The 15,187-nt window shown below is 63.4% G+C and carries 14 protein-coding genes and 1 pseudogene; 13 read left to right on the top strand and 2 right to left on the bottom strand.

The window, feature by feature from the left end:
- Positions 1-84 precede the first annotated feature (84 nt).
- Positions 85-1,218 carry a molecular chaperone DnaJ gene (gene dnaJ / locus F2P44_RS24090; protein WP_167090069.1) on the top strand — a complete coding sequence of 378 codons (1,134 nt, stop codon included), beginning with the start codon at positions 85-87 and terminating at the stop codon, positions 1,216-1,218.
- Positions 1,219-1,306: 88 nt separating this feature from the next.
- The gene (gene can, locus F2P44_RS24085) at positions 1,307-1,966 is read left to right on the top strand and encodes a carbonate dehydratase (protein WP_167090067.1); all 660 of its coding nucleotides are present in this window, start codon (positions 1,307-1,309) and stop codon (positions 1,964-1,966) included.
- A 141-nt stretch (positions 1,967-2,107) separates the two neighbouring features.
- On the opposite strand, the gene F2P44_RS24080 is transcribed toward can, so the two are convergent.
- Complete coding sequence (locus F2P44_RS24080; RefSeq protein WP_167090065.1) at positions 2,108-2,866, bottom strand: carbonic anhydrase; 759 nt, start codon at positions 2,864-2,866, stop codon at positions 2,108-2,110.
- Positions 2,867-3,054: 188 nt separating this feature from the next.
- Here F2P44_RS24080 and F2P44_RS24075 point away from each other — a divergent pair, with 188 nt between their 5' ends.
- Entirely contained in the window at positions 3,055-3,423 is a 369-nt protein-coding gene (locus F2P44_RS24075; protein WP_167090063.1) for a nucleotide pyrophosphohydrolase, read from the top strand.
- 24 nt (positions 3,424-3,447) lie between these two features.
- Here F2P44_RS24075 and gabD read toward each other — a convergent pair whose 3' ends face one another.
- Entirely contained in the window at positions 3,448-4,902 is a 1,455-nt protein-coding gene (gabD, locus tag F2P44_RS24070; protein ID WP_167090061.1) for an NADP-dependent succinate-semialdehyde dehydrogenase, read from the bottom strand.
- A gap of 178 nt (positions 4,903-5,080) precedes the next feature.
- Between gabD and F2P44_RS36635 the strand changes: the two are divergent.
- The 10 genes and pseudogenes from F2P44_RS36635 to F2P44_RS24020 form a co-directional block, all read left to right on the top strand.
- Positions 5,081-5,137 (top strand): annotated as a pseudogene (locus tag F2P44_RS36635) (hypothetical protein); the annotation flags it as partial.
- Positions 5,111-5,596, top strand: a complete 486-nt coding sequence (locus tag F2P44_RS24060) for a PEPxxWA-CTERM sorting domain-containing protein (protein ID WP_187363413.1) — start codon at positions 5,111-5,113, stop codon at positions 5,594-5,596. The pseudogene F2P44_RS36635 and the gene F2P44_RS24060, both read left to right, overlap by 27 nt.
- A gap of 241 nt (positions 5,597-5,837) precedes the next feature.
- Positions 5,838-6,602, top strand: a complete 765-nt coding sequence (locus tag F2P44_RS24055; RefSeq protein ID WP_167090059.1) for a gamma-glutamyl-gamma-aminobutyrate hydrolase family protein — start codon at positions 5,838-5,840, stop codon at positions 6,600-6,602.
- Positions 6,603-6,747: 145 nt separating this feature from the next.
- Positions 6,748-8,118 carry a glutamine synthetase family protein gene (locus F2P44_RS24050; RefSeq protein WP_167090057.1) on the top strand — a complete coding sequence of 457 codons (1,371 nt, stop codon included), beginning with the start codon at positions 6,748-6,750 and terminating at the stop codon, positions 8,116-8,118.
- Positions 8,119-8,171: 53 nt separating this feature from the next.
- Positions 8,172-9,605: an aspartate aminotransferase family protein gene (locus F2P44_RS24045; RefSeq protein ID WP_370662744.1), complete on the top strand. Its 1,434-nt coding sequence runs from the start codon at positions 8,172-8,174 to the stop codon at positions 9,603-9,605.
- A 23-nt stretch (positions 9,606-9,628) separates the two neighbouring features.
- A complete protein-coding gene (locus F2P44_RS24040; protein ID WP_167090053.1) occupies positions 9,629-10,750 on the top strand; it encodes a polyamine ABC transporter substrate-binding protein in 1,122 nt (373 codons plus the stop codon).
- A gap of 67 nt (positions 10,751-10,817) precedes the next feature.
- Positions 10,818-11,951 (top strand): ABC transporter ATP-binding protein, encoded by a 1,134-nt coding sequence (locus F2P44_RS24035; RefSeq protein ID WP_167090051.1) that lies wholly within the window; start codon positions 10,818-10,820, stop codon positions 11,949-11,951.
- A gap of 7 nt (positions 11,952-11,958) precedes the next feature.
- On the top strand, positions 11,959-12,864 hold the full coding sequence (locus F2P44_RS24030) for an ABC transporter permease subunit (protein ID WP_167090049.1): 906 nt from the start codon (positions 11,959-11,961) through the stop codon (positions 12,862-12,864).
- A complete protein-coding gene (locus F2P44_RS24025; RefSeq protein WP_229423719.1) occupies positions 12,861-13,736 on the top strand; it encodes an ABC transporter permease subunit in 876 nt (291 codons plus the stop codon). The genes F2P44_RS24030 and F2P44_RS24025 overlap by 4 nt, the downstream gene beginning before the upstream one ends.
- A gap of 76 nt (positions 13,737-13,812) precedes the next feature.
- Complete coding sequence (locus tag F2P44_RS24020) at positions 13,813-15,183, top strand: DUF3138 family protein (RefSeq protein WP_167090047.1); 1,371 nt, start codon at positions 13,813-13,815, stop codon at positions 15,181-15,183.
- Positions 15,184-15,187 lie beyond the last annotated feature (4 nt).

Genomic DNA, 15,187 nt, shown 5'->3' with positions numbered 1-15,187 from the left:
AAAGGCCACGACAAGCCGAGCCCCAGCGGCTCGGTTTTTTTGCATAAACAGTAGCGTAGTAGCTAGACAGCAAGGTGCCGACAAATGGCAAAGCGTGATTTTTACCAGATCCTCGGGGTCGCCAAGAATGCTTCTGAGGAAGAGATCAAGAAGTCGTATCGCAAGCTTGCGATGAAATACCATCCGGACCGCAATCCGGACAGTAAGGAATCGGAAGAAAAGTTCAAGGAAGTCAAAGAAGCGTACGAAATGCTGACCAATCCGGAAAAGCGCGAAGCGTACGACCGTTACGGTCACGCGGGCGTCGATCCGAACATGGGTGGCGGCGCTGGCTTCGGCGGCGCCGGTGCCGGTGGCTTCGCGGACAGTTTCGGCGATATCTTCGGCGATATTTTCGGCGGTGGCGCGCGCGGACGCAGTTCCGGCCCGCAAGTGTACCGTGGCACCGATTTGCGCTTCAACCTTGAGATCACGCTCGAGCAGGCTGCGCACGGCCATACCCAGGACATCCGCGTACCGAGCTGGGAAAAGTGCGACACCTGCCACGGCAGCGGCGCCAAGCCGGGCACCTCGCCGGTGACCTGCACCACCTGCGGCGGTAACGGCCAGGTACGCATGCAGCAAGGCTTTTTCAGCATCCAGCAGACCTGTCCCAAGTGCCATGGCAACGGCAAGGTCATTGCCGATCCATGCGCGCCCTGCGGCGGCGAAGGCCGGATCAAGCGCAGCAAGACGCTGGAAGTGAATATTCCGGCCGGTATCGACAATGGCATGCGCATCCGTTTCACGGGCAGCGGCGAGCCGGGCACCAACGGCGGGCCGCCGGGCGACCTGTATGTGGAAGTGCACATCAAGCCGCACGCGGTGTTCCAGCGCGAAGGCGACGATCTGCATTGCGAAATGCCGATCTCCTTCGTCAAGGCGACCCTGGGCGGCGACATCGAAGTGCCTACCCTGTCCGGCAAGGTCTCGTTCACGATTCCTGAAGGCACGCAATCGGGCAAGACCTTCCGCCTGAAAGCGAAGGGCATCAAGGGCATGCGCTCCGGTTACGCGGGCGACCTGTTCTGCCACGTGGCGGTCGAAACGCCGGTCAAGCTGACCGACAAGCAAAAAGACCTGCTGCGCGAATTCGAGCGCCTGACGGTCGAAGGCGGCGGCAAGCATAGCCCGCAGAGCAAGGGCTGGATGGACAAGGTGAAAGATTTTTTCGAATAAGGCGGGCGTAGCCATGCCTTTTCATCCGAACCGCTGAATTGGGCCCATGGGCCTCTCAGCGGTTTTTTTTCGAGCAGACAGGACTAACATGACTCCAGTACAACAAGATATCGACGCGCTATTCAAACGCAACCGCGACTGGGCTGCGGCCATGGTGGCCAAGGATGAAAACTTCTTCAAGGCCCTGACTGCCCAGCAGTCGCCGGAGTATTTGTGGATCGGCTGTTCCGACAGCCGCGTGCCGGCCAATGAATTGCTGGGGTTGGCGCCGGGCGAACTGTTCGTCCATCGCAACATCGCCAATGTGGTCGTGCATTCCGACCTGAACTGCCTGACGGTGCTGCAGTTCGCCATCGACGTGTTGAAGGTCAAGCATGTGATTATTTGCGGGCATTATGGCTGCTCGGGCGTGCATGCGGCCATGATCAACAAGCGCGTGGGCCTGGCCGACAACTGGCTGCGCCATGTGCAGGATGTGCAGCAAAAGCATGACAAATACCTGGGCGATGCCTTGCCGTCGCGTGCGCGCGCGGACCGCTTGTGCGAATTGAATGTGATCGAGCAGGTGGTCAACACCGCGCAGACGACGGTGGTGCAGGATGCGTGGGAACGCGGACAGCCGCTGACCGTGCACGGCTGGGTGTATGGCTTGCACGACGGCTTGCTGCGCGACCTGGGCATGAGCGTGAGCGGGGCCGATGAGCTGGCGCCGAAGCTGGCGTCGCGCTTGCTGGAGTATCAGGAATAACTGTTAAACCGTCGGCCCCGCGCCAAGGCGGCACTCGGCGGGGGCCCAAGTTCTCAGCTCAGTTGCTGGCTGCGGAGCCAACTTGGGGGGAACGCATGCGTTCCCGCCTGCGCGGGGGCGACGGTTTTTAGGATTGCCGCCTTACTTACTTTCTTTTACCACACGCCCGTTCAGATGCTGCACCGGACGCGCATTGTGCTTGTACAGCTTGTGAAACTGCGCCAGCTGCGCCTTCGATATGTCCACCGGCGTCTTGAGCACGAACCAGTTCGCTTCCTCGCTGCACGGCGGCGTGGTCAGCGAACCCGGGAAATTGTAATAGCCCTGGGTCGGCGGCAGGATGCCCATCATGTCGATCGTCACGCCCTCGACGGCCTGCTCGACTTCGGCTTTCTTGGGCAGATTGTTGAAGATATTGGTCAGCGCCGGGTTTTCCTTGCCCAGCTTGAACAGCAGCGCGACCACGGCCAGTTTGTTGTCCGCATTCTTGTGCACCAAGTGCAATCCCAGCGGATACGACTTGCCGTTGATAAGCTCTTCGCTTGGCGTATGGAAGTGGAACTGAAGCAATTCATGACGCACGCCACCAATCGACATCCCGCTGCCCGGCGCATGATTGACCTGGACCGTGTGCCCGTTATCGATGATTTTCAGCGGCGAAGGCTGGTACTCGAAGGTGATCGGATCGAGGTCGGCCTTGGTGGTCGCCCTGGTGCGGATATCGATCGGCGACTGCTGGTGGCCCGTCTTGCAAGTCACATAATCGGACTTGATGCCGCCCCATTTCGCCGGTCCGGTGGCACCCGTGTAAGTCCATTCATGCCTGGTATGCTGTGCCTGGGCGGACAGTGGCAGCAGCGCAGCCAGCGCCAGCGAAACGACGGTCATGCGTGTAATCATGTTTTTTTCCTTGTGGTCGAATGGGGTACCGTAACGGAGTGGCGCCGTCGCGCCCGCTCTGCGCCGTCATCATATCTTTTCCTGGGGCGGGTAAATACAACAAAGCCAGCCCCTGCTGCAAAGATGCAACAAGATGCTATTCGGGGCCGCGCCGGCCAAGTGTGGAAAATACTTAAGGGAGCAGAAATTTGAATTACGGAAACAATCACCTGCATGAGATCCGCGCCGTGGCGCGCACCTTTGTCGCCGAGCGCGACTGGGGCCAGTTCCACACGCCCAAGAACCTGTCGTCGGCGCTGTCGGTGGAAGCGGCCGAACTGCTCGAACATTTCCAGTGGCTCAAGACGGGCACGCAGGAAGAGCTGGGCGCGGACAAGCTGACGCAAGTGCGTCACGAAATGGCCGATGTGCTGGTCTACCTGGTGCTGCTGGCGGACCAGCTCGATGTCGACCTGGGCGCGGCGGTGGAAGAAAAGATGGCGCTCAACCGCGCCAAGTACCCGGCCGACAAGGTGCGCGGCGATGCGCGCAAATACCACGAATACCCGCCGGACTGAGCCGGCGGGGGACGGCCGCGACGCTTACAATCCGGCCATGCAGATGTACTTGACCACCAGGTAGTCGTCGATGCCGTAGCGCGAGCCTTCGCGCCCCAGTCCCGACTGCTTGACGCCGCCGAACGGGGCCACTTCGGTTGAAATCAGGCCCGTGTTGACCCCGACCATGCCGGACTCGAGCGCGTCGGCCACGCGCCACACGCGCCCGATGTCGCGCGAATAGAAGTACGCCGCCAGCCCGAACTCGGTATCGTTGGCCATGGCGATCACATCATCCTCGGTATCGAAGCGGAACAGCGGCGCCAGCGGGCCGAAGGTTTCCTCGGTCGCCACCTGCATTCTGGATGTCAGGTCGGCGATCACGGTCGGCTCGAAAAAGCTGTGCCCCAGCGCGTGGCGCTTGCCGCCGGTCAGCAGGCGTGCGCCTTTGGAGAGTGCGTCGGCGATATGCTGCTCGACCTTCTGCACGGCCTTTTCCTCGATCAGCGGGCCCTGCGTCACGCCCATATCCTGGCCATTGCCGACCTTGAGCTTGCCCACCGCCGCCACCAGCTTCTCGGCGAATTGCTCGTACACCCCATCCTGCACATACAGGCGGTTGGCGCATACGCAGGTCTGGCCGGCGTTGCGGTACTTCGACGCGATGGCGCCCTCGACCGCCGCATCGAGATCGGCATCGTCGAACACGATGAAGGGCGCGTTGCCGCCCAGTTCCAGCGACAGCTTCTTGATGGTCGGCGCGCATTGTTCCATCAATACCCGGCCGACCTGGGTCGAGCCCGTGAAACTCAGTTTGCGCACCAGCGGATTGCCGGTCATTTCGGTGCCGATGGCCTTGGAGTCGCCCGTGACGACGCTGAACACGCCCTTCGGCATGCCGGCGCGCTCGGCCAGCGCGGCCAGGGCCAGGGCCGAGAACGGGGTCAGCTCGGCCGGCTTGACCACCATCGGGCAGCCGGCCGCCAGTGCGGGGCCGGCCTTGCGCGTGATCATCGCCGCTGGAAAATTCCACGGCGTAATCGCCGCGCACACGCCGATCGGCTCCTTGGTCACCACCAGGCGCCGGTCGGCCCAGGGCGACTGCAAGGTGTCGCCCTCGATGCGCTTGCCTTCCTCGGCGAACCACTCGATGAAGGAGGCCGCGTAAGCGATTTCGCCCTTCGATTCGAGCAAGGGCTTGCCCTGTTCGGCGGTCATGATCAGGGCCAGGTCGTCGGCGTTGTCGATCATCAGGTCGTTCCAATCGCGCAGGATGACGCTGCGTTCGCGCGCGCTCTTCTTGCGCCAGGCCGGCCAGGCCGCGTTGGCTGCCGCGATCGCGCGCGCCGTTTCGGCGGCGCCCATGCGCGGCACCGTGCCCAGCGTGTCGCCGGTGGCCGGATTGGTGACCGTGATGGTGGCCCCATTGTCCGCATCGCACCATTCGCCATCGATAAAACATTGCTGCCGCAGCAGAGCAGGGTCTTTCAGATTCAACATAGGGGTGCTTTCGTCAAAGGCTTGGCGCGAAGGCCGGGCAACCATCTTAGCGTTTTTTGCCATCGATTGCCCGGTAGCGCGCGCACCCGCCGGATGATGCCAACCGGCAGCATCCGGCCACTGTCGTCTTGACCCGGCGCAGGCCGCACGTCCTGCGCGCGGAAGCGTTTGTGGCTGCACAAGCGCCTTCCTGTACGAGAACGGCACGATGCGCGACCTCGGCACCCTGGGCGGGGAATGGTCGGACGCCGCCGCAATCAACGACGCCGGACACATCGCCGGCTCCTCGTCGCTGGAGGGAGGGGGCGAGCACGCCTTTTTGTACGTGAATGGCGTGATGAGCGACCTGGGCGCGCTCTCCGGCATGGGCAGCGCCGCGCGCGGGATGAACAACCGGGGGCAGGTGGTGGGGCAGTCCTATCAGGGCTGGGACGTGAATGAAGCGGTGCTATGGGAGGGCGGGGCGGTACGCAATCTCGATTCGCTGATTGACCCGGCTTCGGGCTGGCACCTGAACGATGCCGGCGCGATCAACGACCTGGGGCAGATTGCCGCGAGTGGTTGCCACGATGGGCTGGGGGTATGCGGCATGCTGCGGCTGGACCCGGCCAACATGTTGCCGGTACCGGAACCGGCTACCTGGGCCATGCTGCTGGCCGGGCTGGCGCTGGCGGGCGTGCGCTCGCGCCGCTAACGCTTGCTCAACCGGGGTCTGACCTCGGTTAAGCAATTAGTTTCCATTGTGCAATATTTTCGTACAGGTAGTTCGTGTTGGCATGTTTGACAACTTGCCGGTAAGCTCTAACGGTGGCGCGATGCATTGACCTGCGTCCAGCCTAGGTCGTCCATTTGAGATGGATCAAGCAGCACTCGCCATCAGGCCGATTAGCCATTATGATGAAACGAGTGCGTTATTCGTTCCTATACCGACAATCATGCGCCGCCCTATCGTTCTCGTTCCCGCCTGCACGCGCCAGATCGGACCTCATCCGTATCACGCCGCGCAGCTCAAATATGTCGACGCCGTCGTCCTCGGCGCCGACTGCGCTCCCATGATCCTGCCCGCGCTCGGCGCCGCGCTCGACCTGGAGGCGTCCCTGGCCGTGTGCGACGGCATCATGCTCACCGGCTCGGCCTCGAACGTGCATCCGAGCTACTACGACCAGGATGTGCTCGACCCGGGCCTGCCGCAGGACCGCGCGCGCGACGCCACCACCTTGCCGCTGATCCGCGCCGCCCTCGAACGCGGCATCCCCATCATCGCGGTATGCCGCGGTTTCCAGGAGATGAACGTGGCCTTGGGCGGCAGCCTGTATCAGGCGGTGCAGGAAGTCGAAGGCAAGATGGACCACCGCGAAGACCCCGACGCCGCCATCGAAGACCAGTACGGCCCGGCCCATGACGTCATGCTCACGCCCGGCGGCGCCTTCCAGCGCATGCTCGGCGGACTTGACCGCATCGCCGTCAATTCGCTGCACGGGCAGGGCGTGGACCGGCTCGCGCCCGGCATCGCCATCGAAGCGGTCTCGCGCGACGGCCTGGTGGAAGCGTTTTCGGTGCCGTCCGCGCCCGGCTTTACGCTGGCGGTGCAGTGGCACCCCGAATGGCAGATCCTCGACAACCCCGATTCGATGACGATGTTCGGCGCCTTCGGCCAGGCTTGCCGCGCCTTCCAGGCCAGGCGCGAGGGGAGTGCATGAAGACGCACGCCACCAGTCACTACGAAAAGTGGGCCTTGCGCTGCGTGCCGTAGCGCCGCTTTCCATCCCCGCTTCCACAGCACGCCGGCGGCATCTGCCCGCGCGCGTGCGAGCAACACAGAGCGCAAACTACAGAGAGAACATCATGGCAATTCGCGAAAACTTCACCTATACCGACATGGACCTGTGGCTCAACGAGAAACGGGTCACCGAAATCGAATGCCTGATCCCCGACTTGACCGGGGTCGCGCGCGGCAAGATCCTCCCGCGCGGCAAATTCACCCAGGAGCGCGGCATGCGCATCCCCGAGGCTGTGCTGGGCATGACCGTGACCGGCAACTACCCGCTGGATGACGAAGCCTACGACCGCGCCATCTCGGCCACCGACCGCGACATGATCCTCAAGGCCGATCCGACCACCATCACCATGGTGCCGTGGGCGGTCGACCCGACCGCGCAGGTGATCCACGACTGCTATTTCGCCGACGGCAAACTGGTCGACTTCGCCCCGCGCACGGTGCTGCGCCGGGTCCTGAAACTATACGCCGACAAAGGCTGGAAGCCGGTGGTGGCGCCCGAACTCGAGTTTTACCTGACCGCCAAGAACATCGATCCCGACCTGCCCCTGAAACCGCCGATCGGCCGCAGCGGCCGCGCCGAAACCAGCCGCCAGGTCTACAGCATCGACGCCGTCAACGAATTCGATCCGCTGTTCGAGGACATTTACGATTACTGCGAACTGATGAACCTCGACGTCGACACCCTGATCCACGAGATCGGCGCCGGCCAGATGGAAATCAACTTCCTGCATGGCGATCCGCTCGGCCTGGCCGACAAGGTGTTCTTCTTCAAGCGCACCTTGCGCGAAGCGGCCCTCAAGCACGACATGTACGCCACCTTCATGGCCAAGCCGATGGCGGGCGAACCCGGTTCGGCCATGCACGTGCACCAGAGCGTCGTCGACACCAAGACCGGCCTGAATATCTTCAGCAGCGAAGACGGTTCCGCCTCGCCCCTGTTCAAGCAGTACATCGGCGGCTTGCAGCGCTACATGCCGTCGGCCATGGCGATCGTCGCGCCGTACGTCAATTCGTACCGCCGCATCGTGCGCCACACGGCTGCGCCGATCAATATCCAGTGGGGCCTGGACAACCGCACGGTGGGCTTCCGCGTGCCCGAATCGGGCGTGCAGGACCGGCGCGTGGAAAACCGCATCATCGGCGCCGACGCCAATCCCTACCTGGCGCTGGCCGTGACCCTGGCCTGCGGCTACCTTGGCATGACCGAGCAGCTGGAACCGACCCCGATGATGAACGGCAGCGCCTACGAAATGCCGTTCGAGCTGCCCCAGGGCCTGCCCGAAGCGCTGCACCTGCTGCGCGCCGAGGACAAGCTGCGCACGGTGCTGGGCGAGCGCTTCATCGACGTCTACGCGGCCATCAAGGACCTCGAACACCAGGAATTCATGACCGTCATCAGCCCGTGGGAACGCGAGCACCTGCTGCTGCACGTGTAAGCATCACGCCACCAATAATAACCAGAACGAGGTTCATCATGACAGCCAACCCCATGGTCCCGAGCGCCGCGCTGGTCGCGTCGATCAAGGCCGCCACCCACGACGTCTACGACACCGCCGAAATCCAGCGCCAGGACGCGGCGCACTACATGCATCCCTTCACCGACCACAAGGCGCTGGGCGAGCGCGGCGCGCGCGTGATGGTGCGCGGCGACGGCATCTACCTGTGGGATTCTGAAGGTAACAAGATCCTCGACGGCATGTCGGGCCTGTGGTGCGTGAATGTCGGCTACGGCCGCACCAGCATCTCCGACGCGGTGTACCGCCAGATGCAGACGCTGCCCTTCTATAACAGCTTCTTCAACACCACCAACGTGCCGGCCACGCGCCTGGCCGCGCTGCTGGTGGAGATTTCGCCGCCCCAGTTCAACCACGTGTTCTTCACCGGCTCCGGCTCGGAAGCGAACGACACCAACCTGCGCATGGTGCGCCGCTACTGGGACCTGAAAGGCTGCCCGCAGCGCCACACCATCATCAGCCGCTACAACGCCTACCACGGCAGCACGGTGGCCGGCGCGGCGCTGGGCGGCATGGCGGGCATGCACGAGCAGGGCGGCATGATCCCCGGGATCGAGCATATCGGCCAGCCCAACTACCTGGAAAACGGCAGCGGCATGAGCGCCGACGAATTCGGCATCGTGGCCGCCGGCTGGCTGGAAACCAAAATCCTCGAGGTCGGCCCCGACAAGGTGGCCGCCTTCATCGGCGAACCGGTGCAGGGCGCGGGCGGCGTGATCATCCCGCCGGCGACCTACTGGCCAGAAATACAGCGCATCTGCGACAAGTACGGCGTGCTCCTGATCGCCGACGAAGTCATTTGCGGTTTTGGCCGTCTTGGTACATGGTTTGGCTCCGAGTTGATGCAGATCAAACCTGATCTGATTACATTCGCGAAGGGTGTGACCTCGGGATATGTTCCCTTAGGTGGCGTGCTGGTCGGTGACCGGGTGGCGGACGTGCTGATCCACGAGGGCGGCGACTTCAATCATGGATTCACGTATTCGGGCCATCCGGTGGCCTGTGCGGCGGCGCTGGAAAATATCCGCATCCTGATCGACGAGCGCCTGGTGCAGCAGGTGGCGCAAGATACGGGGCCTTACCTCAAGGAGAAGTTCGCGGCCCTGATGGACCATCCGCTGGTGGGCTACGCCGACAGCTGCGGTTTCGTGGCGGGGCTGAACCTGGTGCGCACCAAGGCTGAAACGGTGCACGACTGCGAGTTCTTCGATCCGGAGCAGGGCGTGGGCATGATCTGCCGCGGCTACATGTTCGCCAACGGGATCATCATGCGCGCCGTGGGCGAGCGCATGATCATCGCGCCGCCGCTGGTGATGACGCGCGCGCAGATCGACGAAATGATTTTCAAGATCAGGTACTGCCTCGAGGCCACCCTGATCGACTTGCAGCAGCGGGGATGGGTCACTTGAATTCACGTTAAACGGGAGGCAGGATGAAGACGATACGCCGCATCGCACAGTGCTTCATCCTCGGCCTCGCGGCCGTCGCCGCCAGCTTCCACCTTCCCGCCGGTTCCGCCCCGCCCGAAGAAAAAATCCTCAACATCTACAACTGGTCCGACTACATCGCCGAGGACACGGTCCGCAACTTCGAAAAAGAAACCGGCATCAAGGTCCGCTACGATCTGTTCGACAGCAACGAGGTCCTGCACGCCAAGCTGAGCGCCGGCAAAACCGGCTACGACATCGTGGTCCCCACGGCCCACTGGGCGCGCCTGCAGATCGATGGCGGCCTGCTGCGCCCCCTCGACAAGGCCAGCCTGCCCAACCTGGCCAATCTCGACCCCGCGCTGCAAACGCTGGTCAAACGGCTCGACCCGGACAACAAGCACCTGGTGGTCTGGCTGTGGGGCTACACCACGCTCGGCATCAACGTCGACAAGGTCAAGGCGGCCCTGGGCAGCCTGCCGATGCCCGACAATGTGTGGGATCTGGTGTTCGATGCGCGCTACGCCAGCAAGCTCAAATCGTGCGGCATCTCCTTTCTCGATTCCCCGTCCGAGGTGCTGCCCGCCGCGCTGCTCTACATCGGCAAGCCGGCCTACTCGAAAAACAGCGCCGACTACCAGGACGCGGCCCGCATGCTGCAGGCGATCCGTCCATCGGTGACCCTGTTCAGTTCCGCCGGCTACATCAACGACCTGGCCAACGGCGCCCTGTGCGTGTCGCTCGGCTGGTCGGGCGACATCAACATCGCGCGCCAGCGCGCCATCGACAGCAAGAACGGCCAGAACATCGTGGCGCTGGTGCCCAAGAGCGCCACCCTGATGTTCGACACCATGGCCATTCCGGCCGACGCCCCGCATCCGGGCAACGCCCACCTGTGGATCAACTACATCCTGCGCCCCGAGGTGCACGCGAGCCTGACCAACAAGGTCTTTTACGCCAACCCGAATGCGGCCGCCACGCGCCTGGTGCGGCCGGACATCGCCGGCAACCACACGGTCTACCTGCCCGACGCCGACAAGCAGCGCATGGTGGTGCCCGAGCCCCTGAACGCCGACGCGCGCCGCACCATGACGCGCGTATTTACGCGTTTTAAGACCGGGATGTAATCATTTTGCCTGCATACCGGCGTATGTCCGATAAAATTGCGGCTTTGCCTATTCTTTCATCATTCATATGACGATTGCACAACCCGCAAGCCCGCAGCCATTTCTCCTGATCCGCAACCTCGTCAAGGCCTTTGACGGCGTGCGCGCCGTGAACGACATTTCGCTCGCCATCAACAAGGGCGAGATCTTCGCGCTGCTGGGCAGCTCCGGCTGCGGCAAGTCGACCTTGCTGCGCATGCTGGCCGGCTTCGAGACGCCGACCTCGGGCGCCATCGAACTGGCCGGGCAGGACCTGGTCGGCGTGCCGCCCTACGAGCGCCCGGTCAACATGATGTTCCAGTCGTATGCGCTGTTCCCGCACCTGACGGTGTGGGACAACGTCGCCTTCGGCCTGCGCCGCGACGGCCTGGCCAAGGCGGCCGTCGCCGAACGGGTCGACCAGATGCTGGCGCTGGTGCAGCTGGGCGCCTACGCCAAGCGCAAGCCGCACCAGCTCTCGGGCGGGCAGCAGCAGCGTGTGGCGCTGGCGCGCAGCCTGGCCAAGCGTCCCCAGTTGCTGCTGCTCGACGAGCCGCTCGGCGCGCTCGACAAAAAGCTGCGCGAGCAAACCCAGATGGAACTGGTGAACATCATCGAGCAGGTCGGCGTGACCTGCGTGATGGTCACCCACGACCAGGACGAGGCCATGAGCATGGCCACCCGCATCGCCGTCATGAGCGAAGGGCGCATTTTGCAGGTGGGCGCGCCAGGCGACATCTACGAAACGCCCAATTGCCGCTTCGTGGCGGACTTCATCGGCAGCGTCAACATGTTCGACGGCCATGTGCGGGTCGACCAGCCCGACCACGTCATCGTCGAGACGCCCGAATGCCGGCATTACGTCAGCCACGGCATCAGCGGCACCAACAACATGCCGGTCAGCGTGGCGGTGCGGCCCGAAAAAATCGCCCTGCAGCGCGACATGCCTGGCGTGGAGCAGCGCGCCTCGGCCGCCGAAGACGGCTACAACTGCGTGGCCGGCGAGATCGTCAACGTCTCCTACTTCGGCAACGAGACCCACTACCAGGTGCGCATGGCGCAGGGCGGCATCCTCAAGGTTGCGCGCACCAACGCCGCGCGCCATGAAGAGGCCCGCATGGAGCGCGGCCAGCGCGTCGTCGCATGGTGGGACGGCAGCGACATCGTGGTCCTGACCAATTGAGGCGGCCATGAGCACAATCCTGCGCCCCCCCGCGGCCGGCCGCCGCTTCGTCATCGGCCTGCCCTTCGTCTGGCTGACGATCGCCTTCCTGATCCCGTTCCTGATCGTGCTGCGCATGAGTTTTGCGGAACTCGACGACAGCGGCAGCCCGTTCGGCCCCTTGCTCACCTTCAGCGATGGGGTCATCAGCATCAAGGCCAAGATCGTCAATTACGTCGCCCTGACCGAGGACGACAACTACCTGTGGACCTTCCTGCGCTCGCTCGCCTATGCGGGCGTGACCATGGTCCTGTGCCTGGTGACCGGCTACCCCTTCGCCTGGTTCATGGCGCGCGCCAAACCGGCGCACCGTCCGGTGCTGCTGATGATGGTGATGCTGCCGTTCTGGACTTCCTTCCTGCTGCGTATCTACGCCTGGAAGGGCATCCTGGCCAACCAGGGCTTGCTCAACAACCTGCTGATGTGGCTCGGCGTGATCACCGAACCGCTGAAAATGATGAACACCCCGTTCGCGCTGGTGCTGGGGATGTACTACGCCTACCTGCCGTTCATGATCCTGCCGCTGTACTCCAACCTGGTGAAGATGGATGTGCGCTTCCTGGAAGCAGCGGCCGACCTGGGCGCCACACCGTGGCAAGCCTTCTGGCGCGTCACCGTGCCGCTCTCGAAGTCCGGCATCATCGCCGGCGCCATGCTGGTGTTCATTCCGGGCGTGGGGGAGTTCGTCATTCCCGAACTGCTCGGCGGCCCCGAGACACTGCTGATCGGGCGCCTGATGTGGGACGAATTTTTTATCAACACCGACTGGCCGCGCGCCTCGGCGCTGGCGGTGGTGGCGATCCTGCTGATCCTGGTGCCGATGGCTGTCTTCAATAAGTACAAGGCCGAACAGGAAGAGGAGGGCCGCGCATGAGCAAGCAAATGAGCAAGCAAATGAACAAGCGAATGGACAAGACCGCGCTGGCCCGCTGGTTCGGCCGCGGATGGCTCTCGCTGGGCTACCTGTTCCTGTACCTGCCGCTCGTGGTACTGGTCGTGTTTTCGTTTAACAGCTCGCGCCAGGACATGGTGTGGAGCGGCTTTTCGACCCAGTGGTATCCGGAGCTGTTCAAGGATGCGGAGCTGGTCAGCGGCTTCGTGCTGTCGCTGAAAATCGCCCTGATGTGCGCCACGGCTTCCGTGGTACTGGGGACCTTTGCCGCCTTTGCCCTGAACCGCTACAAGCGCTTTCCCGGCCGCCTGCTGTTCTCCGGGATGGTCAGCGCGCCGCTGGTCATGCCCGATGTGATCATCGGCCTGTCGCTGCTGCTGATGATGGTCTCCATGCAGAAGATCTTCGGCTTTCCCGAGCGCGGCGCCTTCACCATCTGGATGGGCCACACGCTGCTCGGCGTGGCGTATGCGGCCGTGGTGGTGCAGGCGCGCCTGCGCGAGATGAACCGCTCGCTCGAAGAAGCGGCCATGGACCTTGGCTGCCGCCCGCACCAGGTGTTCTTCCTGGTGACGCTGCCGAACATCACGCAGTCGCTGGCCTCGGCCTGGCTGCTTACGTTTACGCTCTCGCTCGACGATGTGGTGCTGTCGAACTTCCTGTCCGGTCCGGGCGCGACGACCATGCCGCTGGTGATCATGTCGCGCGCGCGCCTGGGCCTGGACCCGCGCGTGAACGCGGTGGCGGCATTGACGATACTGGTGGTGTCGGCCGGCGTGATCGTCGCCGCCATCATGATGGCGCGCGCCGAGCGGCAGCGCCAGAAGCAGGTGGCGGCCGCAGTCAAGTCATAGCACGCTCTTCGGCCGCTGTTTACGGTGGTGGGCACGGCGTGCCCGCCGCCCTCACCGTTGGCCCGAGGAGTGAACCATGAACGAGTACCGCAACGCCGTCATCGCCTTTGCCGCAGCTTGTCCCGTCATCGCGCAAGCCCAGACCACCCAGGAACTCAAGGCTGAACTGGACGCCCTCAAGGCGCATGTGCGCAAGCTCGAAGCGCTGATCGACAAGGCCGGCCAGTCGAAGCCGGACGACTCGGCCGAGCTGGCGCGCCTGCGCGTCAAGACTGACGCTGCCGACGATGCCGCCGAAGCCAGCGGCTTGAAGGGCCTGAAGATCTCCGGCTACATCGACCCGAGCTATATCCGCAACCGCAACGCCGGCACCTCCAGCTTTGTCTTCCTGAACAATAACAGTTCGATCAACGGTTCCGGCGAGAGCTTCGGCTACGACAATACCACCTTCGGCAGCGGCATGTTCAACCTCGACAAGGAGCTCGAAGGCGGCACCAGGCTGAGAATCTCGCTCATGCCCAGCAAGGGTATAGCCTCCGGCTACAACTTCGGCAACCTGGTACACGAGGCGTCGGCCTCGATTCCGCTGGGCGACCAGTCGACGCGCCTGTTACTCGGCCAGATACCCGACTGGAGCGGCTACGAGTACATCCCGTCGACCCAGAACAAGCTCCTCACCCACAACCTGCTGTTCGATTTTTCAGCGGCCAATTTCTACACCGGCGCGGGCCTGCAGCTGGTGCGCGGCAAGTGGGACAGTAAAATCATGATCGGCAATATGAACCGCGCCCGTGTCGATGACGGCGGCGAACGAACCCCGGGTGTGTTTTACCGCGTCGACTACGCCAGGGGAGAATTTTCAGGCTTCGGCCTGTCGGGCACCCATGCCGGTTTCGACGATGACAGTGCTGTCGGGCGGGTCGACCTGATGGAAGTGGACGGCTTTTACACGCGTGGCGACTGGAATATCCAGGGTCAGTTAAGCTACGGGGGCCAGCAAGCCACGGCCGCCAACCTCTATGGCGCGGCGCGCCAGCGCTGGTACGGCCTGTCGTCGCTGGTGTCGTACAAGATCATGCCGCGCCTCGAAGCCATCGCCCGCCTCGACTACATCTTCAACGGCACCGGCGGTGGCGGTGTGTTCGGAGCGACCCTGGCGCCCGGCTGCAAGGACCTGGCCGGATTCGCGGCGAATTGTCCGGACGGGCGCAACGGCTTCGGTTCCGGCATGGTCTTGCGCGGCGGGCAATGGCTGGTCATCGACCCTACCCGCGGCGCCAATCGCGGCACGCTTTCGGTGGGCACGCAGTACCTGCTTGTGCCGGGCGTGAGCGTGAAGGGCGAATACCGCTACGACTACGCCACGGCCAGGGTGTTCAAGACATTTGACGGACAGTACCGCCGCGACAATCATGTTATCGGCGTATCGACAGTAGTCAGTTTTTAGGGAG

Source organism: Massilia frigida, from assembly GCF_011682175.1.
Taxonomy (GTDB): domain Bacteria; phylum Pseudomonadota; class Gammaproteobacteria; order Burkholderiales; family Burkholderiaceae_D; genus Telluria_A; species Telluria_A frigida.
Note: the sequence above shows the minus strand (reverse complement) of the source record. Positions and strands in the feature narration are given on the sequence as shown.

Bases quoted from the DNA above. Each gene is read 5' to 3' on its own strand.
- F2P44_RS24040 (WP_167090053.1), top strand. From the start codon at position 9,629: ATGAAGACGATACGCCGCATCGCACAGTGCTTCATCCTCGGCCTCGCG.
- F2P44_RS24050 (WP_167090057.1), top strand. From the start codon at position 6,748: ATGGCAATTCGCGAAAACTTCACCTATACCGACATGGACCTGTGGCTC.
- F2P44_RS24030 (WP_167090049.1), top strand. From the start codon at position 11,959: ATGAGCACAATCCTGCGCCCCCCCGCGGCCGGCCGCCGCTTCGTCATC.
- F2P44_RS24080 (WP_167090065.1), bottom strand. From the start codon at position 2,866: ATGATTACACGCATGACCGTCGTTTCGCTGGCGCTGGCTGCGCTGCTG.
- gabD (WP_167090061.1), bottom strand. From the start codon at position 4,902: ATGTTGAATCTGAAAGACCCTGCTCTGCTGCGGCAGCAATGTTTTATC.
- F2P44_RS24035 (WP_167090051.1), top strand. From the start codon at position 10,818: ATGACGATTGCACAACCCGCAAGCCCGCAGCCATTTCTCCTGATCCGC.
- F2P44_RS24025 (WP_229423719.1), top strand. From the start codon at position 12,861: ATGAGCAAGCAAATGAGCAAGCAAATGAACAAGCGAATGGACAAGACC.
- F2P44_RS24020 (WP_167090047.1), top strand. From the start codon at position 13,813: ATGAACGAGTACCGCAACGCCGTCATCGCCTTTGCCGCAGCTTGTCCC.
- F2P44_RS24055 (WP_167090059.1), top strand. From the start codon at position 5,838: ATGCGCCGCCCTATCGTTCTCGTTCCCGCCTGCACGCGCCAGATCGGA.
- F2P44_RS24060 (WP_187363413.1), top strand. From the start codon at position 5,111: ATGCGCGACCTCGGCACCCTGGGCGGGGAATGGTCGGACGCCGCCGCA.
- dnaJ (WP_167090069.1), top strand. From the start codon at position 85: ATGGCAAAGCGTGATTTTTACCAGATCCTCGGGGTCGCCAAGAATGCT.
- F2P44_RS24045 (WP_370662744.1), top strand. From the start codon at position 8,172: ATGGTCCCGAGCGCCGCGCTGGTCGCGTCGATCAAGGCCGCCACCCAC.
- can (WP_167090067.1), top strand. From the start codon at position 1,307: ATGACTCCAGTACAACAAGATATCGACGCGCTATTCAAACGCAACCGC.